The sequence below is a fragment of the Streptomyces lacrimifluminis genome, from assembly GCF_014646095.1.
GTDB lineage: Bacteria > Actinomycetota > Actinomycetes > Streptomycetales > Streptomycetaceae > Streptomyces > Streptomyces lacrimifluminis.
The window spans coordinates 386,058-410,860 of record NZ_BMMU01000004.1; the positions used below are offsets into that span (position 1 = coordinate 386,058).

43 protein-coding genes are annotated in these 24,803 nt (G+C 69.5%); 40 read left to right on the forward strand and 3 right to left on the reverse strand.

Features of this window, described 5'->3' with window-relative positions:
- Positions 1-53 precede the first annotated feature (53 nt).
- The 19 genes from IEY89_RS09290 to IEY89_RS09380 all read left to right on the forward strand — a co-directional run bounded on the left by IEY89_RS09290 (position 54) and on the right by IEY89_RS09380 (position 11,655).
- The gene (locus IEY89_RS09290) at positions 54-641 is read left to right on the forward strand and encodes a GIY-YIG nuclease family protein (RefSeq protein ID WP_189146805.1); all 588 of its coding nucleotides are present in this window, start codon (positions 54-56) and stop codon (positions 639-641) included.
- Positions 638-1,237 carry a hypothetical protein gene (locus tag IEY89_RS09295; RefSeq protein ID WP_189146806.1) on the forward strand — a complete coding sequence of 200 codons (600 nt, stop codon included), beginning with the start codon at positions 638-640 and terminating at the stop codon, positions 1,235-1,237. The genes IEY89_RS09290 and IEY89_RS09295 overlap by 4 nt, the downstream gene beginning before the upstream one ends.
- Complete coding sequence (locus IEY89_RS09300; RefSeq protein ID WP_189146807.1) at positions 1,234-1,455, forward strand: hypothetical protein; 222 nt, start codon at positions 1,234-1,236, stop codon at positions 1,453-1,455. Before IEY89_RS09295 ends, IEY89_RS09300 begins: the two co-directional genes overlap by 4 nt.
- On the forward strand, positions 1,452-2,087 hold the full coding sequence (locus IEY89_RS09305; RefSeq protein WP_189146808.1) for a hypothetical protein: 636 nt from the start codon (positions 1,452-1,454) through the stop codon (positions 2,085-2,087). The genes IEY89_RS09300 and IEY89_RS09305 overlap by 4 nt, the downstream gene beginning before the upstream one ends.
- Positions 2,084-2,401, forward strand: coding sequence for a hypothetical protein (locus tag IEY89_RS09310; protein ID WP_189146809.1), 318 nt, complete (start codon positions 2,084-2,086; stop codon positions 2,399-2,401). Before IEY89_RS09305 ends, IEY89_RS09310 begins: the two co-directional genes overlap by 4 nt.
- A complete protein-coding gene (locus IEY89_RS09315) occupies positions 2,398-2,823 on the forward strand; it encodes a hypothetical protein (RefSeq protein WP_189146810.1) in 426 nt (141 codons plus the stop codon). Before IEY89_RS09310 ends, IEY89_RS09315 begins: the two co-directional genes overlap by 4 nt.
- A gap of 79 nt (positions 2,824-2,902) precedes the next feature.
- The gene (locus tag IEY89_RS09320) at positions 2,903-4,381 is read left to right on the forward strand and encodes a hypothetical protein (protein WP_189146811.1); all 1,479 of its coding nucleotides are present in this window, start codon (positions 2,903-2,905) and stop codon (positions 4,379-4,381) included.
- A complete protein-coding gene (locus tag IEY89_RS09325) occupies positions 4,378-6,489 on the forward strand; it encodes a hypothetical protein (protein ID WP_189146812.1) in 2,112 nt (703 codons plus the stop codon). Before IEY89_RS09320 ends, IEY89_RS09325 begins: the two co-directional genes overlap by 4 nt.
- 431 nt (positions 6,490-6,920) lie before the next feature.
- Positions 6,921-7,442 (forward strand): single-stranded DNA-binding protein, encoded by a 522-nt coding sequence (locus IEY89_RS09330; RefSeq protein ID WP_189146813.1) that lies wholly within the window; start codon positions 6,921-6,923, stop codon positions 7,440-7,442.
- Positions 7,443-7,451: 9 nt separating this feature from the next.
- Positions 7,452-7,652, forward strand: coding sequence for a hypothetical protein (locus IEY89_RS09335; RefSeq protein WP_189146814.1), 201 nt, complete (start codon positions 7,452-7,454; stop codon positions 7,650-7,652).
- Entirely contained in the window at positions 7,649-8,266 is a 618-nt protein-coding gene (locus IEY89_RS09340; RefSeq protein WP_189146815.1) for a hypothetical protein, read from the forward strand. Before IEY89_RS09335 ends, IEY89_RS09340 begins: the two co-directional genes overlap by 4 nt.
- 68 nt (positions 8,267-8,334) lie before the next feature.
- Positions 8,335-8,544 (forward strand): hypothetical protein, encoded by a 210-nt coding sequence (locus IEY89_RS09345; protein WP_189146816.1) that lies wholly within the window; start codon positions 8,335-8,337, stop codon positions 8,542-8,544.
- A gap of 96 nt (positions 8,545-8,640) precedes the next feature.
- Positions 8,641-9,132, forward strand: coding sequence for a sigma-70 family RNA polymerase sigma factor (locus IEY89_RS09350; protein ID WP_189146817.1), 492 nt, complete (start codon positions 8,641-8,643; stop codon positions 9,130-9,132).
- Positions 9,129-9,461, forward strand: coding sequence for a hypothetical protein (locus IEY89_RS09355; protein WP_189146818.1), 333 nt, complete (start codon positions 9,129-9,131; stop codon positions 9,459-9,461). Before IEY89_RS09350 ends, IEY89_RS09355 begins: the two co-directional genes overlap by 4 nt.
- Complete coding sequence (locus IEY89_RS09360; RefSeq protein ID WP_189146819.1) at positions 9,458-9,823, forward strand: DUF6907 domain-containing protein; 366 nt, start codon at positions 9,458-9,460, stop codon at positions 9,821-9,823. The genes IEY89_RS09355 and IEY89_RS09360 overlap by 4 nt, the downstream gene beginning before the upstream one ends.
- Positions 9,820-10,620, forward strand: a complete 801-nt coding sequence (locus IEY89_RS09365; protein ID WP_189146820.1) for a hypothetical protein — start codon at positions 9,820-9,822, stop codon at positions 10,618-10,620. Before IEY89_RS09360 ends, IEY89_RS09365 begins: the two co-directional genes overlap by 4 nt.
- On the forward strand, positions 10,617-10,763 hold the full coding sequence (locus IEY89_RS09370) for a hypothetical protein (protein ID WP_189146821.1): 147 nt from the start codon (positions 10,617-10,619) through the stop codon (positions 10,761-10,763). Before IEY89_RS09365 ends, IEY89_RS09370 begins: the two co-directional genes overlap by 4 nt.
- A gap of 8 nt (positions 10,764-10,771) precedes the next feature.
- Positions 10,772-11,287, forward strand: a complete 516-nt coding sequence (locus IEY89_RS09375; protein WP_189146822.1) for a hypothetical protein — start codon at positions 10,772-10,774, stop codon at positions 11,285-11,287.
- Positions 11,287-11,655 carry a hypothetical protein gene (locus IEY89_RS09380; RefSeq protein WP_189146823.1) on the forward strand — a complete coding sequence of 123 codons (369 nt, stop codon included), beginning with the start codon at positions 11,287-11,289 and terminating at the stop codon, positions 11,653-11,655. Before IEY89_RS09375 ends, IEY89_RS09380 begins: the two co-directional genes overlap by 1 nt.
- 118 nt (positions 11,656-11,773) lie before the next feature.
- On the opposite strand, the gene IEY89_RS09385 is transcribed toward IEY89_RS09380, so the two are convergent.
- Positions 11,774-11,986, reverse strand: coding sequence for a hypothetical protein (locus IEY89_RS09385; RefSeq protein WP_189146824.1), 213 nt, complete (start codon positions 11,984-11,986; stop codon positions 11,774-11,776).
- 123 nt (positions 11,987-12,109) lie between these two features.
- On the opposite strand from IEY89_RS09385, the gene IEY89_RS09390 reads away from it, so the two are divergent.
- From IEY89_RS09390 to IEY89_RS09405, 4 genes are read left to right on the forward strand one after another with little or no spacing between them, the layout of a single operon-like run.
- The gene (locus IEY89_RS09390; RefSeq protein WP_189146825.1) at positions 12,110-12,364 is read left to right on the forward strand and encodes a hypothetical protein; all 255 of its coding nucleotides are present in this window, start codon (positions 12,110-12,112) and stop codon (positions 12,362-12,364) included.
- A complete protein-coding gene (locus tag IEY89_RS09395) occupies positions 12,361-12,561 on the forward strand; it encodes a hypothetical protein (protein ID WP_189146826.1) in 201 nt (66 codons plus the stop codon). The genes IEY89_RS09390 and IEY89_RS09395 overlap by 4 nt, the downstream gene beginning before the upstream one ends.
- Positions 12,554-12,802 (forward strand): hypothetical protein, encoded by a 249-nt coding sequence (locus tag IEY89_RS09400; RefSeq protein ID WP_189146827.1) that lies wholly within the window; start codon positions 12,554-12,556, stop codon positions 12,800-12,802. Before IEY89_RS09395 ends, IEY89_RS09400 begins: the two co-directional genes overlap by 8 nt.
- 14 nt (positions 12,803-12,816) lie before the next feature.
- Positions 12,817-13,017, forward strand: a complete 201-nt coding sequence (locus tag IEY89_RS09405; protein ID WP_189146828.1) for a hypothetical protein — start codon at positions 12,817-12,819, stop codon at positions 13,015-13,017.
- Between the two features lie 87 nt (positions 13,018-13,104).
- Here IEY89_RS09405 and IEY89_RS09410 read toward each other — a convergent pair whose 3' ends face one another.
- Both IEY89_RS09410 and IEY89_RS09415 read right to left on the reverse strand, forming a co-directional pair.
- Positions 13,105-13,554 (reverse strand): hypothetical protein, encoded by a 450-nt coding sequence (locus IEY89_RS09410; RefSeq protein ID WP_189146829.1) that lies wholly within the window; start codon positions 13,552-13,554, stop codon positions 13,105-13,107.
- A gap of 106 nt (positions 13,555-13,660) precedes the next feature.
- Positions 13,661-13,966, reverse strand: a complete 306-nt coding sequence (locus tag IEY89_RS09415; protein WP_189146830.1) for a DUF4873 domain-containing protein — start codon at positions 13,964-13,966, stop codon at positions 13,661-13,663.
- Positions 13,967-14,207: 241 nt separating this feature from the next.
- Between IEY89_RS09415 and IEY89_RS09420 the strand changes: the two genes are divergently transcribed.
- From IEY89_RS09420 to IEY89_RS09500, 17 genes are all read left to right on the forward strand, one after another.
- Positions 14,208-14,354 carry an HNH endonuclease signature motif containing protein gene (locus IEY89_RS09420; RefSeq protein ID WP_189146831.1) on the forward strand — a complete coding sequence of 49 codons (147 nt, stop codon included), beginning with the start codon at positions 14,208-14,210 and terminating at the stop codon, positions 14,352-14,354.
- A 164-nt stretch (positions 14,355-14,518) separates the two neighbouring features.
- A complete protein-coding gene (locus IEY89_RS09425; protein ID WP_229695119.1) occupies positions 14,519-14,998 on the forward strand; it encodes a hypothetical protein in 480 nt (159 codons plus the stop codon).
- On the forward strand, positions 14,982-16,607 hold the full coding sequence (locus IEY89_RS09430) for a terminase large subunit domain-containing protein (RefSeq protein ID WP_189146832.1): 1,626 nt from the start codon (positions 14,982-14,984) through the stop codon (positions 16,605-16,607). Before IEY89_RS09425 ends, IEY89_RS09430 begins: the two co-directional genes overlap by 17 nt.
- A 10-nt stretch (positions 16,608-16,617) precedes the next feature.
- Positions 16,618-18,114 (forward strand): phage portal protein, encoded by a 1,497-nt coding sequence (locus tag IEY89_RS09435; RefSeq protein WP_189146833.1) that lies wholly within the window; start codon positions 16,618-16,620, stop codon positions 18,112-18,114.
- Complete coding sequence (locus IEY89_RS09440) at positions 18,111-19,094, forward strand: hypothetical protein (protein ID WP_229695120.1); 984 nt, start codon at positions 18,111-18,113, stop codon at positions 19,092-19,094. Before IEY89_RS09435 ends, IEY89_RS09440 begins: the two co-directional genes overlap by 4 nt.
- 49 nt (positions 19,095-19,143) lie before the next feature.
- Positions 19,144-19,869: a hypothetical protein gene (locus IEY89_RS09445; protein WP_189146835.1), complete on the forward strand. Its 726-nt coding sequence runs from the start codon at positions 19,144-19,146 to the stop codon at positions 19,867-19,869.
- A 15-nt stretch (positions 19,870-19,884) separates the two neighbouring features.
- Positions 19,885-20,748 carry a phage major capsid protein gene (locus tag IEY89_RS09450; RefSeq protein WP_189146836.1) on the forward strand — a complete coding sequence of 288 codons (864 nt, stop codon included), beginning with the start codon at positions 19,885-19,887 and terminating at the stop codon, positions 20,746-20,748.
- A 15-nt stretch (positions 20,749-20,763) separates the two neighbouring features.
- A complete protein-coding gene (locus tag IEY89_RS09455) occupies positions 20,764-21,132 on the forward strand; it encodes a hypothetical protein (RefSeq protein WP_189146837.1) in 369 nt (122 codons plus the stop codon).
- 1 nt (position 21,133) lies between these two features.
- A complete protein-coding gene (locus IEY89_RS09460; RefSeq protein ID WP_189146951.1) occupies positions 21,134-21,607 on the forward strand; it encodes a hypothetical protein in 474 nt (157 codons plus the stop codon).
- A gap of 18 nt (positions 21,608-21,625) precedes the next feature.
- Positions 21,626-22,219 (forward strand): head-tail connector protein, encoded by a 594-nt coding sequence (locus IEY89_RS09465; RefSeq protein WP_189146838.1) that lies wholly within the window; start codon positions 21,626-21,628, stop codon positions 22,217-22,219.
- Entirely contained in the window at positions 22,216-22,584 is a 369-nt protein-coding gene (locus tag IEY89_RS09470; protein WP_189146839.1) for a phage head completion protein, read from the forward strand. Before IEY89_RS09465 ends, IEY89_RS09470 begins: the two co-directional genes overlap by 4 nt.
- Positions 22,577-22,915: a hypothetical protein gene (locus tag IEY89_RS09475; protein ID WP_189146840.1), complete on the forward strand. Its 339-nt coding sequence runs from the start codon at positions 22,577-22,579 to the stop codon at positions 22,913-22,915. The genes IEY89_RS09470 and IEY89_RS09475 overlap by 8 nt, the downstream gene beginning before the upstream one ends.
- Positions 22,915-23,094, forward strand: a complete 180-nt coding sequence (locus IEY89_RS09480; RefSeq protein WP_189146841.1) for a hypothetical protein — start codon at positions 22,915-22,917, stop codon at positions 23,092-23,094. The genes IEY89_RS09475 and IEY89_RS09480 overlap by 1 nt, the downstream gene beginning before the upstream one ends.
- A 6-nt stretch (positions 23,095-23,100) precedes the next feature.
- The gene (locus IEY89_RS09485; protein ID WP_189146842.1) at positions 23,101-23,478 is read left to right on the forward strand and encodes an HK97-gp10 family putative phage morphogenesis protein; all 378 of its coding nucleotides are present in this window, start codon (positions 23,101-23,103) and stop codon (positions 23,476-23,478) included.
- A 2-nt stretch (positions 23,479-23,480) separates the two neighbouring features.
- A complete protein-coding gene (locus IEY89_RS09490) occupies positions 23,481-23,900 on the forward strand; it encodes a DUF3168 domain-containing protein (RefSeq protein WP_229695132.1) in 420 nt (139 codons plus the stop codon).
- 33 nt (positions 23,901-23,933) lie between these two features.
- A complete protein-coding gene (locus IEY89_RS09495) occupies positions 23,934-24,365 on the forward strand; it encodes a phage tail tube protein (RefSeq protein ID WP_189146844.1) in 432 nt (143 codons plus the stop codon).
- A 23-nt stretch (positions 24,366-24,388) separates the two neighbouring features.
- Positions 24,389-24,796, forward strand: coding sequence for a hypothetical protein (locus IEY89_RS09500; protein WP_189146845.1), 408 nt, complete (start codon positions 24,389-24,391; stop codon positions 24,794-24,796).
- Positions 24,797-24,803 lie beyond the last annotated feature (7 nt).

Genomic DNA, 24,803 nt, shown 5'->3' on the forward strand with positions numbered 1-24,803 from the left:
GCACCCGGGGTCTAGCCACCCCATCAGTGCCGCCGCCGGAAAGAGACGTCTCAATGACCAAGGTACAACTCCTGGTGTCAGCGACGATGCCGGACCCGAGAGCGCAGTGCGAGCCCACCGCCCTTTACCGCCTGTACGGCGCCGACGGGACGACCCTCCTGTACATCGGCATCTCGACCGACCCCGACCGGCGCTTCAAGCAGCACCGCGACTCCAAGCCGTGGTGGCCGCTGGTCGGACAGAAGACCATCGAATGGCACCCGAGCCGGGACCACGCTCTCGCCGAAGAAGCCACGGCCATCAAGGCCGAGGCCCCGGCCTACAACATCGACCACAACCCGGCCGCCCAGCAGGCCGTGGACCCGCGCGTCCCCCCGGCCGACATGCCGGCCGACCTCGTCGCAGGGCTCCGGCAGGCAGCCAACACGCTGCCCGCCGACATCGGAGAGTCAGTACTGCGAGCCGGGTTCGAGGGATTCGCGCGCGACAGGCTCATCGCCGCTCTTCCCGACGCCGTCGACCAGTCCATGCGGACCGCCCTCCCGCACCGGTACACCCCCGAGCTGGCCGCGCGGTTCACCCAGAACATGGTCGCCGAGCTGCGCGCCCGGTACTCCGAGCTGACGGTGGTGACGGCATGACGATCACCATCCCCTGGGACCTCACGCTCACGGTCCGCCGAGGCTCCGTCGCCTCCCCCGACAAGGCCGCCGAAATCCGCGACGTCCGCCGCACCGACGGCACGGCCACCCTCGTCTACGACCGGCACCTCGCCAACCCCGGCACCGCCGTCTGGCTCGCCCGCTACTCGCTGCGGCAGCACGGGTACACCGTCCGCGAGGTGATCCTCGACGGGATGGGGCCGGACATCACCGCCCTGTTCCGGGAAGCGTCCCGGCTCCGTCTGGACGTCGAACTGGGCAGCGGCAGCGGCGTCCCCAGGGTCGTCACCCGCGACGACAGCCCGGCCTCGTACCTGGTCCCTAAGGGCTGGGACCTGGCGGACGCGGCTGACCGGCTGCCCGACGCGCACGCGGCGGCCCGGCCGAAGGTCGTCCGCGCCTTGCGGATGATCGCCGAGGAGAAGGGGAAGAGCGGCGGGATCATCGACAGGGCGCTGGACGTGGCAGTCGGGATGATCCTGGAGACCGGGGACCCCGACCGGGTGTGGGACACACTCACCCGCGCACTCGGTCGCGCCCTCGGCCGGGACGAGTCCGAGTGGGCGACCGCGTGAGCGCCGAGACCAACACCGTGGCGGCCTGGGGGGACACCCTCTCCGGCCGCCCGGCCCGGCCCGACCGTCCCCGCCGCTTCGACGACGACGCCCTCAACGACGCCTACTGGGCGCGCGTCGACCGCATCGTGGCCGCCGCTCCCCCGCTCTCAGATGATCAGCGGGCCCGTATCAGGGCCGCCTTTTTCCAGCCCACGATCAAGGAGGTGGCGGCGTGAACGAGCCGATCCGTATCAGCCTCTCCGAGTCGAAGGGCCCCATCCCCGGTGGCCCGGTCGTCTCGACCGGTGGAAACGTTTTCGAGACCACCGCATGGGGCAGCACATGCCCGGGCTGTGGCGCGGTCCCTGCGGCCGGACAGAAGATCACGAAGATCTCCGGAACCTGGTGGCACGCCACCTGCGGTACCGCCTACCTCCGCACCACCAGCCCCGATCAGGCGTGGCTCGCCCTCGCCCAGCAACTGGAGCGCGCGCCGTCCCGGTTCAACAACACCGAGACAAAGGCCATCGTCCGCAACCTGCTCCGGCTCGTCGGCACGGCTACCACGGTCCCCGAGACCCCAGACTGCCAGCGCGTCCACGGCGACACCGCCATCGAACGGCGCCTGCCCGCCGACGGCGAGACCCAGTTCGCGGACGTCGTCGACGGGTTCCAGCAGTCCGACCTGTACGCGGCGTTCCTCCAGGTCGAGCAGCGCTACCCCGACGAGCTGCCCGTCGTGGCCGGCGTGCGGATGTGGGCGCTCCTCGACCGCGACCAGCAGGCCCGCTACACGAACGAGGTGCTCGGCGCGTACGTCGAACTCGTCCGGATCCAGCGCCAGGAAGACCGGGAGGAGGGGTGGTGACCCGCACTCCGCAGGACACGTTCCGCTCCGACCAGACCTTGGCCGCCGCACGGGACGCCGCCGCCGACCCGAGCCTCGTACCGGTCGCGATCACGCCCGCCAACGGCGAACAGTGCACCTGGTGCGACTGCCCCGACGGGCCGAACTCGCCGCACAACCAGCGCGGCTACCGCTGCCCCGGCTGCCAGGCCACCGCGAAGAACGTCGTCAGCACCTTCACGGGGCCCGACATCCGCTACGACTTCCCGGCCTGCGAGCGGCACACCACCGACATCGTGGCGTCCGTCGCCCAGGTCGTAGGAGGTGCCCGGTGAGCAACGTCGTCCACATCGAGGTCGGCGCGTTCGACGCCAAGGTGCACAGCCCCTTCGAGGCCAAGGACTACATCAAGGACCTGCCCCACGGCTGGCGCCGCTGGGACAAGACGGAGAAGTGCTGGGTCGTCGAGCTCCATGCCATCGACCTTCTGGAATCCACGCTTCGCCTGGCCGGCTTCACCATCCGCACCACCCACCAGGGCGGGGCCGGTCGGCAGTACAGCGCCCCGCCGCCCCGGGCCGAGCGCAACCCGGACACGTGGGCCGACTCCATGTACAAGGCGCTCGGCAGCGACCTCGGAAACAAGGCGTACAAGGCGCTCGTCCCTGTCCTCCATCCCGACCGCGGCGGCGACACCGTCTGTATGCAGCAGCTCAACGCCGCCCGCGACAAGGCCAAGATCCAGCCCGCCCGGTGACGCGAGCGCGGCGCCGCCGGGGGGTAGCGCCGCGCCATCACGAACACCATCGGCATCACGGGAATCGAGAGACACGTTCGTGAACACCAACACCGAGTCGCTGGCCGCAGACCCGGACATCATCCGGGCCTCGCTCGCCCCCCGTTTCGAGGCGCCGGGCCTCGTCTCGCTCTGCTCCAAGAACAACTGGACCGGCATCCAGACCGACGACCTGGACCGCGCTGTCGCCTGGGTCATGGCGGAGGACCGCGCGGGGGCGGAGGGCATCTACCGCCGCGTCACCACCGTCACGTCCCGGTTCCCCGCCGGGACCCGAGGCAGCGCCCGAGACTCCCGCGCCCTCTTCGGCATGTGGTCCGACATCGACTTCGGCAACGACCTCCACAAGGCGACCGACCTGCCCGGCAACGCCGACGAGGCACGCGACGTCCAGCGCTTCGCGAAGCTGCCCCCGCCCACCCGAGTCGAGAACTCGGGCGCCGGGCTGTACGTCTGGACCGAGTTCGACCGGCCGCTCGTCATCGGCGAGGACCTGGACTTCGAGGAGGCCGCCGGGCTCGCCGGGGACTGGCAGAACATCCTGCTCGCCGGCGCGAAGACGATGGGCTTCGGCTACGGCACCGGCGTGAGGGACTTGGCGCGGGTGCTGCGCCTGCCCGGCACCGTCAACCGCAAGCTGGGCCGCGTCCCCACCCTGTGCAAGGTCGTCGAGGACACCGGCATCCGCTACTCCCTGGACGACATCCGCAAACTGGCCGCCGACCTGAAGCCGAAGCCGAAGGAGCGCGCGGCCCCGAAGCCCTCCGCACCGCGCGGCAATACGTCACGCACCGGCCCGACGCGCAGCGGACGGGGACCGATGGAGATCCTCGGCGATCACGCATGCTGCGGCGAGATCCTCATGCACGTCGGCGCCACCTACGCCGAGCAACTCCCGGGCAACTGCTCGTACTGCGGCAGCTGCCAACGCTGGAACCGGCCCGGCTGGGACGACACCTGCTCCAAGGACGGCATCGCCGTCCACAAGGACGGCGCCGCCGTCACCATCCGCAGCGACAACTTCCCCGGCATCACCGCAGCCGCCATCGGCCATGTCCTCTCCCCGGGCCAGCTGTTCGCGGCGCTCCATCACGGTGGCGACGAGTCCGAGGCCTGCCGCGACATCATCCGCGCCGCCCACGGCCGCGACGGTGCGACCGCCGCCGCACTCGCCCTGCCTGCCGTCGTCCTCGACGACGTCCGGCAAGCCACCGGGCGCCACGAGGGCGAGGAGGCCGGGCTACAGCAGAGCGCCACGACCGCGCCGCGCCCTCGCACCTACATGCACCCCGCGAAGCGCCTGAGGACGCTGGTGACCAAGGTCGCCGGGGCATCGGGAGACGGGGTTGCAGGGCTCCTCCAATGGGCCGCACGCAACGGGTTCACGGCCGGCCGTGAGGCCAAGGTCGAGCCGAAGGCCATCGCCGACGCCTTCCGCAAGGCCGCCATCCGCGCCGGACTCGACAACGACCAGGCCATGGCCATCATCCGCGCCTCCTACCGGGAGGCCGGGAAGTGACCACCAGCGACACGGCCGCGGACACGGCCAACGAGGCACCGACGGACGACGACGGCGAGGAGCAGCAGTACGACTACAGCGACCTCGCCGCCACCGTCGCACTGTTCGACAAGGTCGAGAACGAAGAGGCGCGGCAGAACCTCATCTACAGCATTGCCCTGTGGGTGATCCCTCTCGGAGACATCAAGCTCCGTATCTACAAGAACGCGCTGGTCACCGCGAAGGCCGTAAAGCCGGCCGACTGGAACGACGCAGTCAAGGAAGCGCGCGCGGCCCTGTCCGCAGCAGCGCGCGCCGAGCGCGACGACATGTTCGATGGCCTCCCGGAGGCGCCACCCGCGCCGTACTACACCGACGGCGAGGGGCTGCACTTCAACGGCCACTTCGGCCCGGTACACCTGGCGAACTTCGTCCCGATGATCACCGAGGAGATCACCCGGTACACCGGGAGCGAAACGCAGAAGCTGTTCACCATCAAGGTCGCCAGCAGCGTCAACGGTGCGGAAGGGACCGTCCAAGTGACGAAGGCCGGGCTGAAGGGGGCCCGCGACTGGGCATACGACGCGATCGGCGGCCGGGCCATCATCCACCCGTGCTCCCGCGACGAAGCGCATGTAGTGGCCGCCGCCCAGTACCTGAGCCTCGGAATGGTCGAGGAGCGCACCACCTACGCGTTCACCGGTTGGGCCGAGATCGACGGCCGGCGCGTGTTCCTCACGTCGACCGGCGCGCTCGGCGCAGACGGCATGGACGAGACCACCGCCGTCGACCTGGGCACCGAGAAGCTGAACAGGTACGCGCTGCCCGCCCCGGATAAGGAGCAGGCCGTCGGCGCGGTCAAGGCGTCGCTGGCCCTGTTCGACCTGGGCCCGGACAAGGTGATGGCGCCTCAGCTGTGCGCCACCTACCGCGCGCCGCTACCGCTCCAGCCGGAAACCACGCTGTGGACGTTCGGAGGGACAGGCGCGTTCAAGAGCCACATCGCGGCCCTTTGCGCGCAGCACTTCGGGCCCGAGCTGACAGTCCGGGGCTTCCCTACCGGGTGGCAGTCGACGGCGAACGCCATCGAGGGGATCGCCTTCCAGCTCGCGAACGTACTGATGGTCGTCGACGACTACGTGCCCCAGGCCGCCGCCACCAAGACAGACCTGGCGAAGCTGAACGAGAAGGTCGAACGCCTGGTGCGCGGCTCGGCGAACAGCGCGGGCCGCTCCAGAATGCGCGTCGACGGCACCGTACGGCCGGAGTTGTACCCGCGGGCGCAGGTGGTGTGCACCGGGGAGGACGTGCCCCCCGGGCAGTCCCTCCAGGCCCGTACCAACCTCGTTGAGATCGTCAAGGACGACGTGACCAGCGAGCGGCTGACCCCCGCGCAGAAGACCGGCGATGAGGGCGTGTACGCGCAGGCCATGGCCGGGTACGTGCAGTGGCTCGCCGCCCGGTACGAGGACGGCGAGGACTGGCCGGGCGACCTGAAGGCCGAGTTGGGCAAGGTGCGGGACGTCCTCGCGACGGAGCTGAACGGCCACGCGCGCGCCCCGGAGGCCGTGGCCGGCCTTCTGCTCGGGATGCGCTGGTTCCTGCGGTACGCGCAGGAGATCGGCGCCGTCTCGGAGGAGGAGAAGGAGGAGCTGTACAAGCGGTGTCGTACGGCGCTGCTCGACGGCTCGGCGGTCCAGTCCGCAGAGACGAAGGCGATGTCGGCGGAAGCGATCTACCTGATCGCCATCCGTACGGCGCTCACGTCCGGCCGCGCCTACCTCGCCGACCTGAACTCCGACGGAGTCCCTCCCCGGACGGAGGCGACGCGATGGGGCTGGACCCAGGACGACATGGATCGGCTGTCCGCGCGCGGAGAAAAGATCGGCTGGCTGTCCGGCACGGACGTCTATCTGGACCCGGGCGCGGCGTACACGGTGGCGGTCGCCCAGGCGGACCGTATGCGGACTCCGTTGCAGACAAGCCGGGGTCGGGTCCACAAGGCGCTCCTGGCCGCCGAGCTGCTGCCGTCCGCAGACCCTGGCCACCTCACAACGAAGGTGAGCGCGGGCGGCGCGAGGCCGCGGGTGCTGCACCTGAAGTCGGAGGCGCTGACCCGATGGTCCTGAACGTCTGGCCCGGTTCTGAGCTGGCTGCCCCGCTTTTTTCGGGGCACCGCCCCGATTCTGAAAACGAATCGGGGCAGGGGGAAACACGTCCTGAACTGGGGTTTCTTCTTATTTCTCTATCTCCTGCCCCGAAAGCCCCTATTTCCCTACCTAGACACTCGCGCAGGGGCCGACACCCTTCCGAAGCGACTCATGGGGAGCGCGTAAAGGTGTCCCCTCTCGGCACCCCCCTGTGCCTCCAGAAAAGCGGGGCTTTCGGGGCAGGCGCCCCCCGCGCCAGAAGAGAGCCCAGATCAGGCGCCTTTCAGGCCTGCCCCGATCCCTTTTCAAGTTCGGGGCGGTGCCCCGAAAAAAGCGGGGCGCTGCCCGCCCTGAGTGCCTGTGCTTGTCGCAGATCTGCGACAAGCCGCCCCGATCCCGAAGGAGCCTTCATGTCAGGCGAGACCGTCATCACTGTCGTCGGCAACCTGGTCGACGACCCCGAGCTGCGCTTCACCCCGTCCGGCGTCGCCGTCGCCAAGTTCCGTATCGCGTCCACGCCGCGCGTCTTCGACAAGCAGGCCAACGAGTGGAAGGACGGTGACGCCCTGTTCCTCACCTGCTCGGTGTGGCGCAAGGCCGCCGAGAACGTCGCCGAGTCCCTCGCCAAGGGCGTGCGCGTCATCGTCCAGGGCCGACTGAAGCAACGGTCCTACGAGACCACGCAGGGCGAGAAGCGCACGGTGTACGAGCTGGACGTCGACGAGGTCGGCCCGACCCTCGCCCGAGCGACGGCGAAGGTCGAGAAGAACCCGGCGGGCGGCGGCCAGGGAACTGCCTCCCAGAAGGCGGCGGATGATCCGTGGTCCACCGCCCAGCCCGCCAACGGCCAGACCCAGAGCGGCGGATGGGGCGGCGGACAGCAGCAGCCCGCCGCGCAGGGCGCCGGGTACGACGAGACTCCTCCCTTCTAGGAGGCCGAGATGACCGACAACGAGATCCAGATGCTGTTCGTGGGAGTCGCCCTCGGCGCGCAGGGCGTGAGCCTGCTGCATGTCTTCTGGAACGCGCGTGACGCACGCCGTGGCCACACCGCAGCCGAAGCCGCCCGCAAGCGCGCCGCGGGCGACCTGTACCTCAGCAGCCTCCGCCTGTACCGGCTCCAGCACCGGAGCCGGGTATGAACCAGTGCGGCCTGTGCGAGGACCCGATCGCGGCCGGCTACCTCTGCACGAGGGACGCGGTACGGCTGGCCGCGCGTCTCGAAGAGCTGCCCGACCTGGCCAACGAGCTGGTCGACTTCCTGGTGCCGAGCCGCTCCGGGTTCGGCGAGTTGGTCACGGCGCGCACGGCCGGGCCGCGGTCGCCGATCAACGAGGACGTCCTCGACCTGATGCAGAGCAACCACGTCGGCGAGGTCGTCCACTCGTGGCGGGTCGACGTACAGCGGGAGCGGTGGCCGGACCACGGGGCGCCGCCCCCGGCCGGGCTGGCTGCGGACTGCCGGTGGCTCGGCATGGAGCTGGAGTGGATCGTCGCCCACTACCCGGCTGCCGGGGATCTGGCGCGCGAGGTGCGCGGCCTGGAGTCCGAACTCCGGTCCATCGTCGGGGATCCTGTGCCCCGACGGCAGCGGCTCGGCCTGTGCGTGAACGCGGTGGACGACGGTACGGCGTGCGGCGCGGTGATCTCCCGGCTGCCCGGCGGGCCGGTGCGCTGCCGGTGGTGCGGCTGCGAGTACAAGGGCGAGACGGACCTGTTGTTGCTGAAGCACTACCAGCCGAAGGCGTCGGCGTGACCTGCTTGACGCAGATAAGCAGGGGTGCTTACATAGGTCAGGCAGTCACCTCCGGTACAAGGAGGGACGTGACTACGTGGAAGGAACGGCACGACGCTGCCGTCCGCAACCAGAAGGCCGCACTCGACGCCTACCAAGCAGCCACCGACGAACGGGCCCTCGCCCTCATCGCCGGCGCTGAAGAACTCGGCAGCCAAGCGGCCGTCGCCCGAGAGCTGGGGGTCAAGACCCCCAGCGTCAACCAGGCCATCCGCGCCTACCAGAAGAAGACCGAGTAGCACCCACAACTGAAGACGGCCCAAGGCCGGGATTCCCGTCCCAGCCAAGGGCCTGACCGCACCGCCTACCTGACACAACCAGGAGGAGACACGGCTATGGCCGATCTTGCCATGCCCGCGGCCCGCCGCGGCACCCCGGCGCAGCAGCTCAACGAGCGCTTCACCGCCATCTACACCCAGCACCTCCCGATGGTCCGCGCGACCATCAGCCGCCGTCTCGACGTCAGCGACAAGCACCTCGTCGACGACCTCGCGCAGAACACGTTCCTCGCGTTCTACCGCTACCTCGGCCGCCTCGACACCGGCCGCGACTTCGGCGGCCTCCTCCGCGTCATGGCCCGCCAGTCCATCAGCCACCACTTCCGCGTCATGCGGCACACCCACGAGCGGGCCGCCGACACCGGCCACTACTCGTTCGCGAACCGCGAGATGGAGCCCGGCGCCGGCTACTACACCCCGGCCGCGACCGGCTTCCGCACCGCCACCATTGCGCCCCGCCCCGGCGACTCCGACCCGGACCCCGACGAGGCGCTGCGCCGCGTCCAGGGCAGGCCCGCCCCGATCCGCCAGGGCGGTGGCACCCGATGACGGACATCACCATCCCCGAGCCCGTCCGCGACCTCCTCGCGGCCGTCCTCGAAGCCTTCGACCTCCCGCACCCGGCCACCATCGGCGGGAGCGAGGTGCACGACCGGCTCCTCGTCACCCGCGTCAGTCACGCCCGGATCGCCCTGCGCAGCCTCCTCGACGACAACGGCACCGGCATGGGCCCGGCATGGGACGCCGCGTACCTTCGCGAGCGGCTCGCCGAGCACCCCGTCACCGGGTACGTCACCAGCGACCAGGCGCACGCCGCCCTCGACGCCGGCAAGACCTGGGCCGAGGCCGTCACCCTTCCTGCAGGCGGTGGCGAGTGAGCACCGACCCCCGCACCGCCATCGTGAACATCTTCATCCGCAAGCCGCTGGAGATCGACGAACCCGACTGGTGCACCGGACACCCTGACCCCCGCGCCGGCTACAAGGTCGACATCAGCCACGACGGACCCGAGCACGTCATCGCCCCCAGGGGACAGGCGATGTTCAAGGCGTTCATCTCGCAGGCCCCGTTCGCCAGCACCGACCGGGCCATCGGCCTGTACGTCGAGCCCGACCTGGAACCGCAGACGTGCACGCCCGACGACGTGAACCAGCTCGCCGACGACCTCATCGAGGCCGCCGAGCAGCTGCGCGCCCTCGGCCGCCAGCTCGCCGAGATCATCGACAGGGAGGGCCAGTGAAGCGCGACCCGCTTCTGTGGGCCGCGCTCGTCGCGGTCCTCGTCGTCCTCGCGTCCGCCGAGTACCAACTCGCCGTCGCATGCGGCTTCGGAACGTACGTCGCCGCCGGAGTGCCGGCCGCACTGGACGTGTACGCCCTCGCCGCGCTACGGGCCCGCCGGGACGTCCTCGCGGTCGTCGTCGTCCTCATCGCGGTGAACGCGGCCTCGCACCTCGTCGAGGTCGGGTTGCTTCCCGTGAACGTCCAGCTCGTCGTCTCCGTCTCGGCCATCGCCCCGCTCGTGCTGTGGCGCGTCCACCGGCTCAGCGAGGCCGCACCGGAACCGTCAGAGGCCGCGACGGAACTCCCACCGGAACCGAGTTCCGCCCCGGCGGAACCAGCGGAACCGATCACCATTGAGCGGCCAACCGTTGCTCAGACGGCCATGGTTGACGCTGCCCCCATCGGGCCTGTCCTCGGCCCCTGGACACCCGTGGCGGAACTCGCGAGCGGAACCAGCGGAACAGCCTTCGACCTGCGGCTTCCCGAGGGATACGCGTCAGTCCCGACCCTCACCGGAACCGAGGCGGAACCGGCACCGGAACCAGTTCCGGCGAACAGAACCGACACCGGAACCGGCGCGGACGACATCGAGACCACCGACAGCCAGAACACCACCTTCGAGGCCCGCGTCGCCCTCGTCCGCACCTGGCTGCTCACCGAACCGGACCTCACCGGAACCGAGATCGGAACCAAGTTCCGCGTCTCCGACGGATACGGCCGGCGCCTCCTGCGGACCGCACGAGACGACACGTGATCGCCGCGGCTTGCTTCGCCGCCGCCGCTCTCCTCGCGCTGTTCGGCCTCTGCGCCATCGCGCTGCACGACGTCCCCAAGATCTCCGGGACCGTCGCCCTGATCATCACCCTCGCCGCGCTCGGCGTGGCCATGTACCGCTGAAGGACCCCATGAACTACGTGACGTTCGGCGGCGTGACCGTCGGCCTGTGCATCCTCGGCTACCAGCTGATGACCTGGTGGCCCGGCCGCAAACCGCTCATGAAAGACCCGGTCAAGCACGCATCCAAGCTGCTGCCCTGGCTCGCGGCCTGGTGCTACGGCTGCCTCACCGCCCTCGGTATCGGCGGCCTCATCGGCACCGCGTCCAGCAGCGTCCTCGGCCTGTCCAACTGGCTCGGCGACGCGGCTCTCGTCTGGGGTGTCGGAGAGTCAGTCGGCCAGCAGGCCGGGGCCAAGACATTCGTACCGCTGTCCAGCCCCGGGGCGGCCCTGGTGCTCATCGCCACAGTCGTGTTCGTCGCCGCGGTAAAGAAGGCCGGCGAGGAGACGAGCGGCCAACTGAAGCGGGGCGCCTGGTGCGGCATCACCCTCGGCACCTCGGCAGGCGTCGCAGGGTTCGCCGCGGTGCCTCTCGCGCAGGCCGCGAACTGGCTCGGCGGCACCGTGTACACGGCGGTCGTGTGATGGCGGCGAAGAAGCAGTCCGAGGAACCCTCGGAGGAGCCGAGCCGGACGGCCGGCGCATGCGTACTGGTCGTCCTCGCGGGCATCGCGACCGCCGCACTGTTCGCCGTCTCGCCCACGGTCGGAGTGCTCGCGCTGTGGGTGGTGGGCGCACTGCTGCTGTGGCGCTCGGCCCGGCGGATGTCCGATTCGTCCGCCACTCCCCCACCGCAGGAGGACCGCCCCTCCTGCGACGAATGCGCAGGTCACGATCTCGTCAGCGTCACCCCTCTCGAAGGCCAGAAGGGGATGTTGATCTACACAACAGCCGTCCCGGACCGCCCCAACCACACCCACATCCACATCGCCGGGGAGGTGAACGCACCATGATCCGGCGCCTCCTCGCCCACGCCTACGACTACTGCAAGACGTGCGGATGGTGGGTCAAGGACTGCGGCCACCCCCAGTGACAGAACGGCCCCCGGCATCTGGAAGCCGGGGGCCGTCGTCATGCCCACACGTCCGGCCCGCCGCCCCGCCACTCGATCAGCCCGGACTCCTCGACGTACGCCTCGTCTACGTCCTCGATCCCCGCCCGGCGCAGGAACTCGGCAATGTCCCCCAGCCCGTACGCCCGGCCGAGGATCTCGCCGTCGACACGCACGCGCCGGCCGCCATCCTCGTCGGGCGGATACACGACCACGGGCATCACGGAAGCCATGGGGACAGCCTCACCCAGGCCGTAGCAACCCGCACCCGCATACCTCTACGCGGGCAACGGACGCCGGACAAACCACGCGATCAGGTGGAGCAACCCACGCACCAAGAGGACAGCCATGTCCTCATGGACAATCCTGCTCGACGAACGAAGCATGAGCGCCGCGTCCCCCTCCCGGCTGGCATCGTCCCCCTGCTGACGCAGCGCGCGATCGAGACGTACTACGGCGTCTCCACCTGGCAGATCACCCAGTGGCTGAAGGCCGGCATGCCCGAGGAGCCGTTCGCCGGCCAGGGCCGCCGCTACGACCTGGCGAAGTGCCAGGCCTGGCACGAGGCGAACGCGACGGACGGCCGCAACTGGTCGACGGCCGCCGCATGACCCGCGAAGAGCGGCTCGCGATCCTCGGCCCCGAGACCGTCGCGAAGATCCACGCCCGGGTGAAAGAAGCCCCGGAGCCGTCCGACGAACTCGTCGAGGAACTCCGCCGAATCATGACGAACCCCGCGGGCGAGATCCCCACGTCACGGCCAGCAGTGGGCAGAAGCGGGAACGGGGCAGTCGAAGTGCATGGGTGAATTCGTGCGGAAGCGCTGGCACTGGATCATCACCATCGCGTGGCGTGAGGGCCGCTTCTGGGAGATGACGACGTCCGAAGGAACCTGCGCCCCACTGCCAGGCGCAAGTAGACAACAGCTCTTCAACCACCTCCATGAGAGCGCCATCAGGAGAGGCGACGCGCCTGAAAGTAGCTACGTGGTGTTCTTCGCGTTGGAGCCCGACGAACTCGTACCCGACGACGGCGCCGAGGACGAGTAGCGCACCATGGGCGCATGGAGTCCCAGAACCTGAGGCCCGGCCACCTCACCGCACACCAGACCGCCAGACAGCTCGGCATCAGCCTCGACGGTGTCCGCAAGCTCGTCCAGCGCGGCCAGCTCCAGCGCTCCGGAGGCACCCCTCGACAGCCCTGGTACACCGTCAAAGATGTCACCGCACTCGTCATCGAACGCCGCACCCGCAACGCCGCTTGACCGCAGGTCAGCGCCGTGTCACGATCTGGGTGTACAACTGTGCCCTCAAGCGGTTGGCTGGCGAGGGCACCAGGCGCGGCCGATCTCTCACTTCGCCAACGCGTAGGCAGAGACGATGCCCCCCGCCAGGGCGACCCCGGCGTGCAGAAGCGCCCACAGCACATAGAGGCGGACCCTGAAGAGCTTCGGGTATCTCGACTGATGCCTGTCGAGGGCGGCCGGCCAGGCCGATTGGACATTGAGCTCAGGATGCAAGGCAGTCAGCTGATCCCTCAACTGCCGAGCCACGGTGTTGTGATACTCGAAACGCTCCCGGAACTTGAGGCACACCAGTACTCCGTACAAGCCCAAGAAGATCATCGGCACTGAGATCACCAACGTCGACGCATGGATGCCTCTTTGCGAGATGAGGCCCAACCCCGCAGCAACGACCAGAATGACAATGTTGGAAAGCGTCGCTCGCTGGTCCTCCGAGTGGACTGCTGCCTGTCGTTGGTCACGCCAGATTTCCAGAACAACATCGCTAGCGTCAGCCATCTGACCACCCCCTCCTCTGACCTACCCCCGCGCTGCAGTCCACAGACGCATGACGCAGCCCCAGCCAATCCCCCCGGCTGGGGCTGCGTCATGTCAGACGGCGCGCTCAGAACGGCGGTTCGCCATTCCCAGTGATCCGCACGGGGCCGCCCAAAGTGCCGCCGCTCGCCAAGAACTCCCCCTCGCCGCCATCCCTTAGCTGCAGTCGCATGACACCGCCGTTCAGGATGTTCCAGCACGCCTCTTCGTGATTCGCGTCCAGCGTGCCGCCCCAAGAGGCCAGGCCTTTCACAGAGCTGACGTCGCCCATGGCAGCCACGCGCACGTGACCAGACTCAGACCACAGGTCCGCATCAACCTCGTACTCGGCACCTTCAACAATGACCGTGGCTCTGCCCTGGTATGTACGCATGGTCCCAGTCTGCTCTTCGTTCACCGAGGTGGCCATGCGACGCAAGGCCATGCAGGTCTGCCCCACCCCTCGATGCCCGAACCTCACCGCTGGGGGCAAGTGCCCTACATGCGCAGCCAAGGCCAGGACCGAACGGCCCAGCTCACACAGCCAGGGCTACAACGCAGCGTGGAGGAGGGCCAGTACCGAGTATCTGCGTGACCATCCGTGGTGCGAGTGCCCCCAGTGCGCGGCCTTGCCCATGCTCCAGCGTGACCTGGCGACCGAGGTCGACCACATCGACGGACTCGGACCACTCGGACCCCGCGGCTACGACCCTGACAACTGGCAGGCCATGAGCAAACGGCACCACTCCCGTAAGACCGCCGCCGAAACCTGGGGAACCTGACGGTCGCTCACAGTGACCCGACCCAGGGGGGTACCCCCGGCTGACCTGGGGGGACAGAGCGCGGGGGAGGGCGCCGAGGGGTGCGCCAGGTTCAAAGGGTCCCAGCTGTCACGCAAGGTGACGGCTCTCTGTGCTGCGCAACGCAGCGATGAGGAGTGATCGACATGCCCCGTGGAGGAGCGCGCGCGGTGTCCGGTCCTGCGCCGGACCCGAGGTCGCTGCGCAGTACGAAGGCCATGGACAAGGGCGGTTGGCGGACGCTGCCGGCGGAAGGACGCGAGGCGGAGCCGCCCGAGTGGCCGCTGACCGAGGCCGCTCAGCGTGAGCTGGACCTGTGGGATGACCTGTGGGCGAAGCCGCAGGCCGTGGCGTGGGAGGACATGGGTCAGGAGCTGGAGGTCGCGCTGTTCGTGCGGACGCTGGCGGAGGCGGAGCGGGCGGACGCGCGGGTCGACGTGAAGAAGATGGTGCGCGGGTACCTCGACTCGCTCGGGCTGAGCGTGGCGGGCATGAACCGCAACCGGTGGAAGATCGCCCCGGCGGTCGAGGAGCCTGCCGAGGCGAGCGAGGCCGGGCAGGAACCTGTCCGCCGACCGTCGGCCCGTGACCGGCTGAGGGTCGTGCCCAGTGGCGAAGGGACCTGACGCAGGGGCCGAGTTCGTCGTCGACTTCCCCACCCTCTGGATCGTCCCGGACTGGATCGAGGCGCACTGCCCGATCCCCGACGGCTTCCGCGTGGGCGAAGACCTGGTGCTGTACCCGTGGCAGCTGTGGTGCACGGTCAACCACTACCGGGTGAAGCCGACCGCTACGGTCGGGCAGCTGGCGCCGGCGTTCCACTACCGCCGTAGCCAGATCGTCGCCCCGCAGAAGACGGGCAAGGGCCCGTGGTCGGCGACGATCGTGCTGGCCGAGGCCGCCGGACCGGTGGTATTCGACGGCTGGGCCAAGGGCGGCGAGCGGTACCGGTGTTCGGAGCATGGCTGCGGCTGTGGCTGGTGGTACGACTACCGGCCAAGCGAGCCGATGGGTGTGCCGTGGCCGACTCCGCTGATTCAGCTGACGGCCACGTCCGAGGACCAGGTCGACAACGTGTACCGGCCGCTGCGGTCGATGGTGAAGCGCGGCCCGCTCGCCGAGATCATGCAGACGGGCGAGGAGTTCACGCGCGTCGGCGACGACGGCCGCATCGACGTCGTCACGTCCTCGGCGCTGTCCCGTCTGGGCAACCCGATCATCTTCGCGATGCAGGACGAGACCGGCCTGTACACGACACAGAACAAGCTGCGGAAGGTCGCCGAGACGCAGCGCCGTGGCGCGGCTGGCATGGGCGGCCGGTCGATGGAGACGACGAACGGGTGGGATCCGTCGGAGAACTCGGTGGCGCAGACGACGTCACAGGCGAAGGCGCGGGACATCTTCCGGTACCACCCGCAGGCTCCGAAGTCGCTGTCGTACAAGGACAAGCGGCAGCGCCGGAAGATCCATGCCGTGGTGTACGCGGGCTCGTCGCACGTGGATCTCGACGCGATCGAGGCCGAGGCCGCCGAGATCATGGAGTTGGACGAGGCGCAGGCCGAGCGGTTCTTCGGCAACCGGTGCGTGGCGGGTTCGGCGGCCTGGCTGGACGGCGCGAAGTGGGCGGCCAAGGCGAAGCCGCGCAGGGTGCGGCCAATGACCCGGATCGTCCTCGGGTTCGACGGCTCCGACAGCGACGACTGGACGGCGCTGCGGGCCGAGACGATGACCGGCTACCAGTTCACCCCGAAGTACGGGCCGAACGACGAGCCGACCATCTGGAACCCCGCCGACTACGGGGGCCAGGTGCCGCGCGCGGAAGTGCGCGCGGCCATGGAGCAGGTGTTTCGCCGGTACGACGTGGTGCGCCTGTACGCGGATCCGCCGTACTGGGACACCGAGATCGACGACTGGGTCGACGAGTTCGGTGAGGAGCGGGTTATCCGGTGGCATACCCGGCGCATCGTGCAGATGCACGCGGCGTGTGAGCGGCTGAAGACCGACGTCATCAAGCGGGACGGCACGTTCCGGCACGACGGCTGCGAGATCACGCAGCAGCACATCGAGCACACCCGGGCGGCAGCGCGGCCGATGGACCGGTACGTGCTCCGCAAGGCCAGCCCCACGCAGAAGATCGACGCCACCATCCCGAGCATCCTCGCCCACGAGGCGCTCGGCGACGTCATCGCGGCCGGCCTGGCCGAGCGCGAAGTGTCCTACTACTACGGCAAGTGAGGAGGGCCCGATGGCTACCGAGGCGCAGGCTCTCCAGCTGGTGTCGCTGCTGGAGAACGAGCTGATCCGGCGGCGCGGTCCGATCGACCGGCACAACGACTACTACCGGGGCAAGCACCCGCTGAGGTTCGCGTCGGAGGAGTTCGCCAAGTTCCACGGTCAGCGCTACCGGGACTTCTCCGACAACTGGGTGCAGGTGGTGGCCGACTCCCCGGTCGAGCGGCTGACCGTGACGGGGTTCGTCGCCGACGGGGAGATGTCGGCCGACAAGGATCTGTGGAAGGTGTGGCAGGTCAACGGCCTCGACGCCGATTCCCAGCTGGGGTTCCTCGGTGCGGTCACCGGTGGCCGGTGCTTCGTCCTGGTGTGGGGTGACCCGGACGACCCGGACATGCCGTGCGTGACGTTCGAGGACGCCTCGCAGTGCATCGTCGTCTACGAGCCCGGCTCGCGACGGCTGCGCAAGGCGGCGCTGAAGCGGTGGCAGGACGGCAACGCCGACTTCGCCACGCTGTATCTGAAGAACGAGGTGTGGAAGTTCTCCCGCCCGCTCGCGCGGCAGGACAAGTCTCCGCAGATGGCGGACGTCGACGAGGAAATCAAGCGGTGGACGCCGCGCGAGATGGGCGCCGAGCCGAACCCGCAGCCCAACCCCATGGGCGTGGTGCCGATGGTGGAACTCCCGAACAAACCCATGTTGGTCGAGGACCCGATCAGCGACGTCGCCGGGGTGGTGGCGATGCAGGACGCCATCAACCTGATCTGGGCGCAGCTGTTCACCGCCTCCGACGCCGCGTCGTTCCCGCAGCGCGTGATCATGGGTGCCGAGCGGCCGATGCTCCCGAAGCTCAACAGCGCGGGCGAGATCATCGGAAAGACACCCGTCGACCTCGACAAGTTCCAGGTCGACCGGGTCGCGTGGATCACCGGCAAGGACGCGCGGATCGCCGAGTGGTCGGCCGCCAACCTGACCATGTACACCGGCATCATCGAAGTCGCCGTCGGCCACCTCGCCGCGCAGACACGGACCCCGCAGCACTACCTCATCGGGAAGATGGCCAACCTCGCCGAGGGCGCACTGCTCGCCGCCGAGACCGGCCTCGTAAAACGGTGTGACGAGAAGACGCTCTGGTACGGGCAAGGCCTGCGCGAGGTGGCCCGGCTGATCGCCCTGGCCAAGGGCGAGGACGCGAAGGCCGCCGCGCTGCGCTCGGGCCGCGTGCTGTGGGCGGAGACCGAATCCCGCAGCCACGCGCAGATGGCGGACGCACTGCTGAAGCTGAAGCAGCTCGGCTTCCCCTTCGAGTGGCTGGCCCTGCGCTACGGCCTCACCCCCACCGAGGTTGCCGATGTCGTGGCGATGCGTGAGCGGGAGATGGAGATGGACCCGGTCTCGGAGATCACCCGGCAGCTGACAGGGTCCGCGGGCCCCGCGCCGCAGCCGACCCCGGAGCCGGACGACGGCGACGAGGACGAGGACGAGGCGGATGACGGGGCAGCGGAGTGAGCCCCTCGCCGGTGGCGGTCGCACACGCCACCGCGCGGCTGCGCCTGGCCCTGGCCGCCGCCCGGGCCGCACGCCTGGCGTGGCGGCAGGTCGACCGGAACGCGCCCGGCCCGTCGTGGCTCACCGCTCTCGGACCGGTCATCGCCGCGGTCGCCGGCGCGCAGCTGGCCGCCGCACAGGGCACGGATCCGTGGCTCGCCGCCCTGCTCGGCAACGACCCGGACCAGGCCGACTCGGACCGGCTCAACCCGGCCGCACTGGCCGGGGTGACCGGCGACGGCACGCCCCTCGTCACGGCGTTGCAGGTCCCCGTGTGGACGGCGCTGCAGCTGGTGACCCGGGGCATGCCGGTGTTGCAGGCGATGGCGCGCGGACAGGCGCTGCTGGACCTGGTGGTGCGTACCGCCGTGGCGGATGCCGGGCGGGCCGCGGACTCGGTCGGCATGATGGCCCGGCCCGCGGTGACCTCGTACGTGAGGGTCGTGGAGTCCGGCGCCTGCTCGCGGTGCGTGGTCCTGGCGGGCCGTGAGTACAGCGTGAGCACCGGGTTCGCCCGGCATCCTCGCTGCCACTGCGGCATGGAGCCGGTCACGCGCGAGCACCGGCCGAAGCCGACCAGCCCGAAGGCCGCCTACGACGCGATGTCCGACGCGGAGCGCAAGAGGACGTTCGGTGAGGCGGCCGTGAAGGCGATCGATGCCGGGGCCGACATCGGGTTCGTCGTCAACGCACGGCGCGGCATGGCCACCGCGACCGCGTTCGGCCGCACCGTCCAGGCCACCAGCGAGCAGACCCAGCGCGGCACGTTCCGGCGCCGCGAGTTCGAGCGGCTGAAGGCCGAGGGCGCCATCCCCTCGTCCCGCAGCATCCGCGGGTTCCGCCCCGAGGCGGTCCGGCTGATGCCCGAGGAGATCTTCCGGCAGGCCGGGGACCGTGAGCACGCGGTTCGTCTGCTGCGCCGGTACGGCTACATCTTCTGACCCTGCCCGCGCGCAACGCGCAGGCCCACACCCGCAATGGGAGCCCCTCATGAACCGCAGAACGCTGCCCCGCCATGCCCGCGCGCACGCGCCCGGATGGGTGCACCCCTATCCGGCCGGCCCGTTCTCACCCGTCTTCTACGGCGACGGTGACGACGACCAGGACGACGACGGCGACCAGGACGCGGACGACAGCGACCAGGACGGCGACGCGGACGGCGGCCAGGACGCGGACGACGACGGCGATGAGGACGAGGGAGCCGACGACCTCGGCGACAAGGGCAAGCGCGCGCTGGCATCCATGAAGGGGAAGTGGAAGAGCGAGCGCGACAAGCGCAAGGAGCTCGAAGACCAGCTCGCCCAGCAGGGCAGCGCGGACGAGGCCGAGACTGTGCGCCGTAAGGCGGAGCAGGACGCCCTCGCCAAGGCGAACGCCCGGATCCTGCGGGCCGAGGTGAAGGCCGCCGCCGCGGGCAAGCTCGCGGACCCGGCCGACGCCTTCAAGTTCCTCGACCTCGACCAGTTCGAGGTCGACGACGACGGCAACGTCGACAGCGACGAGGTCGCAGACGCGATCGACGAGCTCATCAAGTCCAAGCCCTACCTGGCAGCCGCAACGGCGAAGAGGTTCCAGGGCACCGGCGACGGCGGAGCGGCGCGCAAGGCGTCCCGGCCGAAGCAGCTCAGCAAGCAGGACCTCAAAACCATGACGCCCGAGGCGATCGACCAGGCCCGTATCGACGGCCGGCTCGACGACCTCATGGGCGGCAAGTAGCCAGGAGGCACACCCATGACCGTGCGGAACTTCGTTCCCGAAATCTGGAGCTCGCGGCTGCTCGTCGCGACCCGCAAGGAACTCATCTACGCCAGCCCCACCGTCGTCAACCGCGACTACGAGGGCGACATCGCCGAAGCCGGCGACACCGTCCGCATCACCTCGGTGTCCCGCCCGGCGGTCGGCACCTACACCCCCGGCTCGACGACGATCACCCCGGAGAAGCTGACCACCGGACAGCGCACGCTGCTGGTGGACCAGTCGAAGTACTGGGCGTTCTCCATCGACGACGTCGACAAGCGGCAGGCCAAGTCCAACCTGATCCCGCAGGCCATGAGCGAGGCCGCGTACTCCCTCGCCGACGTCGTCGACCAGTACGTCGCCGGGCTGTACACGCAGATCCAGGCGGCGAACTTCCTCAACCTGGTCGGCGCCCCGATCGACACCTACACCACCCCGACCGACGCCTACAACAAGGTCCTCGTGCCGCTGCGCACGAAGCTGTCGAAGGCCAACGTGCCCAAGACCGGCCGGTACTGCATCGTCCCGCCGGAGTTCTACGCCTCGCTGCTGCTCGACGAGCGGTTCATCGCGGCCGACAAGGCCGGCACCGACCAGGGCCTGCGCAACGGGTTCGTCGGACGGGCGGCGAACTTCGACATCTACGAGTCGAACAACTGCCCCGTCCCGACCGGCGACACCACGGTCGTGCAGGCGGGCGTGAAGGAGGCCGTCACCTTCGCCGAGCAGATCAACAAGACCGAGGCCTACCGCCCCGAGAACGGGTTCGAGGACGCGGTCAAGGGCCTGGCCCTGTACGGCGCGAAGGTCATCCGTCCCGACCACCTGGCCGCCGCGTTCATCAACCCCGCCGCCTGATCGGAGAGTCACAGCATGGCGACAACGCAGATCCCGTACTCCAGCCTGGTCCCGAACGGGAACCTGGCGCAGCCGGCCGGTACGACCACGGTCGTCGCGCCGACGAACAACATGCAGATCTCCAACGCGTTCCCGGAACTGACCGTGCTGCGGGTGGTGAACACCGGCGTCCAGCAGGTCATCACGGTGAAGGCAGGCGACAATCCGCCCGCGCTCGCCGCAGGACAGGGCGACCTCGCCGTCACGGTCGCCGCGACGACCGGCGTGCAGTTCATCGGCCCGTTCGAGTCGGGCCGGTTCGTGCAGTCCGACGGCAGCATGATGATCGAGGCCGCGACCGTCGACGCCACGATCACCGCGTTCAAGATCCCGAGGAACACCTGACATGGCCGAGACGATCTACGTGCGCGGGGAGGGCGGGGCCATCATCGCGATGGACCTGCCCCTCCCCGAGGCGATCCAGGAACGCTTCGACCGAGGCCTGATCCAGCGCGTCAACGAGGACGGCACCCCCTACGCCGTCGCCCCGGCGCCGAAACCGAAGCCCGCGAAGGGCAGCGTGCTGACCGAGGGGCTGGTGCCTCGCCCTGGCTTCCGGGCGGGCAAGGACGACTGGGTGCTGTGGGCCATGGCCGTGCACGCCCTGCCCGAGGCCGATGCCCAGGCGATGACCAAGGCGCAGCTTCAGGAGCTGCCCGAACAGCCCACCGAGGGCGGGCCGCCCGCACCTGGGGACGGCCGCCCGTCCGAGGACGCCACGAAGGCGGAGTGGGTGGACCACGTCGTCAAGCGGGGCCTGCTCGCCCGCGAGGACGCCGAGGCCTACACCAAGGATGACCTCATCGACATGGTCAGCTGACCGGGCAAGGAGGCGACTGTGGCGCTTGCCCCGCTGGCGACGCTCACCGACCTCGCGGCCCGCGGCCTGACCGTGACCGCCGAGGAGGAGACCGTCGCCGAGACCTATCTCGACGTCGCCTCGACCGCCGTGCGGGAAGCCGCGGGCGTGCCGATCTCGGAGACCACCTCCACGGTCTCCCTGGAAGGGCCGGCCACCCAGTGGCTGACCCTGCCCGGACCGCCCATCGTGTCGGTGACGTCGGTGGAGATCGACGGCGAGGCGGTCACCGACTTCAAGCTGCGCTCCCACCGGCTGTGGCGCCGGTGCGGCTGGTCACCCGGCTGTGATCCGTCGGAGGTCGACGTCACCCAGACCCACGGCCTCGCCACGGTGCCCTCGGACATCGTCGACCTGGTGTGCCGGATCACGGCCACCGCGCTCGCCGACTACCGGGCCGACCCGGACGGCGCGGGCCTCGCGGCCGTGGACATCCGCGCCGAACGGATCGGCGACTACTCCGTCACCTACGGAGATGCCGGGCTGATCACCACCATGGAACTGCCCGACTACCTGCGCGAGCGGCTCGAAGCCCGTTTCGGTGGGGGCGTCTCCCTGCTGAGGTCGAGGTGAGGGGCCGCGGCAACGTCGGCCGCCACCTCAACCGGTGGCTGGAGGTGTGGCGCCCCACCCAGGTACCGGACGGGGCGGGCGGGCAGAGCACCACGCTCGTCAAGCAGGCGCTGCCGGTGCGGGCGAAGGTCGACCAGCCCACGCCCACCGAACGGATGGTCGCCGCGCAGTCCAGCTCCCGGCATTCGCACGACATCTTCCTGCTGCCGCGCACGGACGTGCGCCGCGGCGACGAACTGCGCGGCACCGACGACCTCGGCAACGCCCAGGTGTTCCGGGTCCAGTCGGTGGTGCAGCCGTCCACCCCCGTCTACTCCAAGGCTCTTGTCGAGCTGATCCAGGCAGAAGGAGAACCCGATGGCTAGCCTCACTCTCATCGCGGTACCGGTGGCCACCGGCCTCGTCGACGTCGCCGCCCAGGCCGTCGCCGCGGCTGCCCTCGGTGACACCGCGCTCGTCGGACCGGGCCGGTTCCTGTACGTCAACAACGCCGACGCCTCGTCGAAGACGGTCACGCTCGCCACCCCCGGCACTGTGAAAGGCCTCGCCATCGCGGACGCGACGGTCGTCGTGGCCGCCGGCAAGCACGCGATCATCCCGCTCGCCGAGGTCTACCGCGGCGCCACCGGCCGCGCCGCCATCACCTACAGCGCGGTCACCTCGGTGACGGTCGCCTCGTTCGAGCTGGGCAGCTGATGGCCGAGCGAGAGTGGCAGCTGCCCCAGTGCGAACCGCAGGAATGCCGCTCGCGGGCCGAGGAGCTGCTCGCCGTGGGCGCCACCGTCGAGGCCGTGCCGCGCGCCGTCGCGTGGGCACTGCTCGCCGTCGCGGGCGAACTGCACGAGATCCGCAGGCAGTCGCAGCGAAAGAGGTGAGTGCTCATGCCTCGACGTGGGCGGGCGCGCGTGGAAGTGATCGGCCTGGACCGGCTGGAGCGCCGCCTTGCCGAGGTGGTGCCGCAGCTGAAGGAGGCCGCGCAGGCCGCGGTGAAGGAGTCCGGGAAGGCCATGAAGGCGGACGTGCAGAACAACGTGCGCCGTGACACCAACAACCTGCACGACAGTGTCGGGGACACCTACGACAACGACGGTCTGCAGACGTCGGTGGGCTGGAGCAACCAGGACGACCTGTATGCCGCCTTCCACGAAGCCGGCACCAAGAGCATGCCAGCCAACCCCACGCTGATCCCCGCTCTGGCCCGCGAGGGCACCGAGCTGGTGACCCGGCTGCGGGCCGAGGTGAGGGGGCATCTGCGGTGAGCATGCCCGTCTCCGACTCCGCCGTCCTGCCCCTGCAAATCGCCGTGCTCGCCAAACTGGGCGCGGACGCCGAGCTGATGGCCCTGGCGAAGGGCGTCTTCGACTGGGTCAAGGAAGGCCAGGCCTACCCGTACGTCGTGATCGGCGACTCGGTCGAGACGCCCGACAACACCCACGACTCCCACGGATCGGTCACCGTCATCACGCTGCACGTGTGGTCGAAGTACCGCGGCTACGCGCAGGCCCTGACGATCGCCGCGCGGCTGCGCGCACTGCTGGAACACCGGCCGCTGACGATCGCCGGGCACCGGCACGTGGCCACCTATTTCGTGTCGCAGCAGACGCTGACCGACCCCGAACCGCCGGGCGACATCCGGCACGTACCCGTCTCGTTCCGGGTCCTGACCCAGGTCAGCCCTTGAGATCCGACCAGCACCGAGAGGAAGTGACCGACCATGGCCGGTGAGGACGCAACCGGGACACAGCTCCTGAGGGACTCCACAGGCTCCGGCAGTTTCGTGGTGATCGCGAGCGTCGAAGACCTGTCGGGCCCAGGACGGTCCCGCAACATGATCGACGTGTCCGCGCACGACAGCCCGGACAAGTACCGCGAGTACGTCAAGGGCATGAAGGACGGCGGCGAGGTCACCGCCACCATCAACTACCGCCCCGGCGAGACCACCCACCAGCAACTCGACGCCGACTTCGAAGAGGACGACCTGCGCGACTACCAGCTGGTGATCCTCCCGGGCGATGCGGACGAGCACACCTGGGACTTCACCGCGGGCATCAGCGACATCAGCGACGAGTTCCCCCTCGACGACAAGATGGCGAGAGAGGTCACCTTCAAGATCTCCGGCAAGCCCACCCTGACCCCCACCGGCTGACGAACAACCAGAGGAGCACTGCCGTGGGCAGCATCAGAGACGCCATCCGCGCCGCGCAGGACATCAAGACCCAGAAGGACGTGGAGCTCCCCGAGTGGGACGTCACCGTCGACGTGTGGGGCCTGCCCTCCGGTGACTGGGAGGCCTACCAGAACAAGCTGAACAGGATCCACTTCCAGGAGGGCAAGGCCGGCGCCGAGATGGCGGTCAAGTCCAACCGGGCGCAGATCGTCGCCAAGGCCCTGTACGAACCGGGCACCGACCGGCTCGTCTTCCCCGACCTGGCCGAGGGCATCGCGACCCTCAGCAAGAAGAATCAGGGGACTGTCGACGGTCTGTTCAAGCTGTGCCGTCACCTCTCCGGCGAGGACCGCGACTTCGAGCAGAAGGTGAAGGACGCGGAGGGAAACTCCGACGGCGACCAGAGCTGAGGCTCCT

Bases quoted from the DNA above. Each gene is read 5' to 3' on its own strand.
- IEY89_RS09395 (WP_189146826.1), top strand. From the start codon at position 12,361: ATGACCCGCGAAGAGCGGCTCGCGATCCTCGGCCCCGAGACCGTCGCG.
- IEY89_RS09290 (WP_189146805.1), top strand. From the start codon at position 54: ATGACCAAGGTACAACTCCTGGTGTCAGCGACGATGCCGGACCCGAGA.
- IEY89_RS09480 (WP_189146841.1), top strand. From the start codon at position 22,915: ATGGCCGAGCGAGAGTGGCAGCTGCCCCAGTGCGAACCGCAGGAATGC.
- IEY89_RS09295 (WP_189146806.1), top strand. From the start codon at position 638: ATGACGATCACCATCCCCTGGGACCTCACGCTCACGGTCCGCCGAGGC.
- IEY89_RS09355 (WP_189146818.1), top strand. From the start codon at position 9,129: ATGACGGACATCACCATCCCCGAGCCCGTCCGCGACCTCCTCGCGGCC.
- IEY89_RS09335 (WP_189146814.1), top strand. From the start codon at position 7,452: ATGACCGACAACGAGATCCAGATGCTGTTCGTGGGAGTCGCCCTCGGC.
- IEY89_RS09455 (WP_189146837.1), top strand. From the start codon at position 20,764: ATGGCGACAACGCAGATCCCGTACTCCAGCCTGGTCCCGAACGGGAAC.
- IEY89_RS09385 (WP_189146824.1), bottom strand. From the start codon at position 11,986: ATGGCTTCCGTGATGCCCGTGGTCGTGTATCCGCCCGACGAGGATGGC.
- IEY89_RS09435 (WP_189146833.1), top strand. From the start codon at position 16,618: ATGGCTACCGAGGCGCAGGCTCTCCAGCTGGTGTCGCTGCTGGAGAAC.
- IEY89_RS09450 (WP_189146836.1), top strand. From the start codon at position 19,885: ATGACCGTGCGGAACTTCGTTCCCGAAATCTGGAGCTCGCGGCTGCTC.
- IEY89_RS09340 (WP_189146815.1), top strand. From the start codon at position 7,649: ATGAACCAGTGCGGCCTGTGCGAGGACCCGATCGCGGCCGGCTACCTC.
- IEY89_RS09420 (WP_189146831.1), top strand. From the start codon at position 14,208: ATGCTCCAGCGTGACCTGGCGACCGAGGTCGACCACATCGACGGACTC.
- IEY89_RS09390 (WP_189146825.1), top strand. From the start codon at position 12,110: ATGGACAATCCTGCTCGACGAACGAAGCATGAGCGCCGCGTCCCCCTC.
- IEY89_RS09475 (WP_189146840.1), top strand. From the start codon at position 22,577: ATGGCTAGCCTCACTCTCATCGCGGTACCGGTGGCCACCGGCCTCGTC.
- IEY89_RS09445 (WP_189146835.1), top strand. From the start codon at position 19,144: ATGAACCGCAGAACGCTGCCCCGCCATGCCCGCGCGCACGCGCCCGGA.
- IEY89_RS09415 (WP_189146830.1), bottom strand. From the start codon at position 13,966: ATGCGTACATACCAGGGCAGAGCCACGGTCATTGTTGAAGGTGCCGAG.
- IEY89_RS09485 (WP_189146842.1), top strand. From the start codon at position 23,101: ATGCCTCGACGTGGGCGGGCGCGCGTGGAAGTGATCGGCCTGGACCGG.
- IEY89_RS09405 (WP_189146828.1), top strand. From the start codon at position 12,817: ATGGAGTCCCAGAACCTGAGGCCCGGCCACCTCACCGCACACCAGACC.
- IEY89_RS09350 (WP_189146817.1), top strand. From the start codon at position 8,641: ATGGCCGATCTTGCCATGCCCGCGGCCCGCCGCGGCACCCCGGCGCAG.
- IEY89_RS09490 (WP_229695132.1), top strand. From the start codon at position 23,481: ATGCCCGTCTCCGACTCCGCCGTCCTGCCCCTGCAAATCGCCGTGCTC.
- IEY89_RS09425 (WP_229695119.1), top strand. From the start codon at position 14,519: ATGCCCCGTGGAGGAGCGCGCGCGGTGTCCGGTCCTGCGCCGGACCCG.
- IEY89_RS09380 (WP_189146823.1), top strand. From the start codon at position 11,287: ATGGCGGCGAAGAAGCAGTCCGAGGAACCCTCGGAGGAGCCGAGCCGG.
- IEY89_RS09410 (WP_189146829.1), bottom strand. From the start codon at position 13,554: ATGGCTGACGCTAGCGATGTTGTTCTGGAAATCTGGCGTGACCAACGA.
- IEY89_RS09330 (WP_189146813.1), top strand. From the start codon at position 6,921: ATGTCAGGCGAGACCGTCATCACTGTCGTCGGCAACCTGGTCGACGAC.
- IEY89_RS09400 (WP_189146827.1), top strand. From the start codon at position 12,554: ATGGGTGAATTCGTGCGGAAGCGCTGGCACTGGATCATCACCATCGCG.
- IEY89_RS09495 (WP_189146844.1), top strand. From the start codon at position 23,934: ATGGCCGGTGAGGACGCAACCGGGACACAGCTCCTGAGGGACTCCACA.
- IEY89_RS09460 (WP_189146951.1), top strand. From the start codon at position 21,134: ATGGCCGAGACGATCTACGTGCGCGGGGAGGGCGGGGCCATCATCGCG.
- IEY89_RS09375 (WP_189146822.1), top strand. From the start codon at position 10,772: ATGAACTACGTGACGTTCGGCGGCGTGACCGTCGGCCTGTGCATCCTC.